Source organism: Collinsella sp. TF10-11AT (assembly GCF_003437565.1).
In the GTDB taxonomy this organism is placed as follows: Bacteria; Actinomycetota; Coriobacteriia; order Coriobacteriales; family Coriobacteriaceae; genus Collinsella.
Genome location: NZ_QSQW01000019.1, coordinates 1 through 535 on the forward strand (window position 1 = coordinate 1; position 535 = coordinate 535).

Sequence of the window (535 nt, forward strand, 5' to 3'; positions counted from 1 at the left end):
CCTCGCCGCGGCCCGGGACCCCCGACAGGGAGTCCGGCACGCCCAGGGCGGTCCGCGCGATCACCGCGGCGTCGCGCTCGTCGGTCTTGGCCTCGCCGGCGAACAGGCCGGCGGCGCGGCTGGCGGCGAGCCCGGGCAGGTGGGCGACCCCGAGCCCCGCGGCGCGGGCCCGCCTCACGGCGAGGGACCCTATGTTGCGGAACTGGTCGACGACGACGAGCGTGCCGGCGGGCGCGGAGGCGAACAGCGCGTCGAGCTCGGCCTCCCTGTTGCGGACGGGGGCGCTGGCCAGCACCTCCCCGTCGCGGTCGACCAGGCGGGCCCAGTGCGATGACTTGCCGACGTCCAGGCCGAGCACGGCCGCGGGCCTGGTGGATGGCGCTTTCACGGTGGTATCCTTCCGGTAGTCGTTCGACCGGATGGCCTCCCCCTCGGCACTCACATTACCAGCCGCGGCGCCTGCCCGGCACTTTCCTATCAGCCGTCGGGGGCGGCGCGTCCCGCGCCGGCAGCACCCAACGGGCCCTCTCGGGGG

General features: G+C 76.3%; 1 protein-coding gene. It reads right to left on the minus strand.

Features of this window, described 5'->3' with window-relative positions; genetic code table 11:
• Positions 1 to 388, minus strand: a 388-nt coding sequence (locus DXC99_RS09815; protein ID WP_147329361.1) for a transposase, incomplete at its 3' end; no start/stop codon positions are given.
• Between the last annotated feature and the right edge of the window lie 147 nt (positions 389 to 535).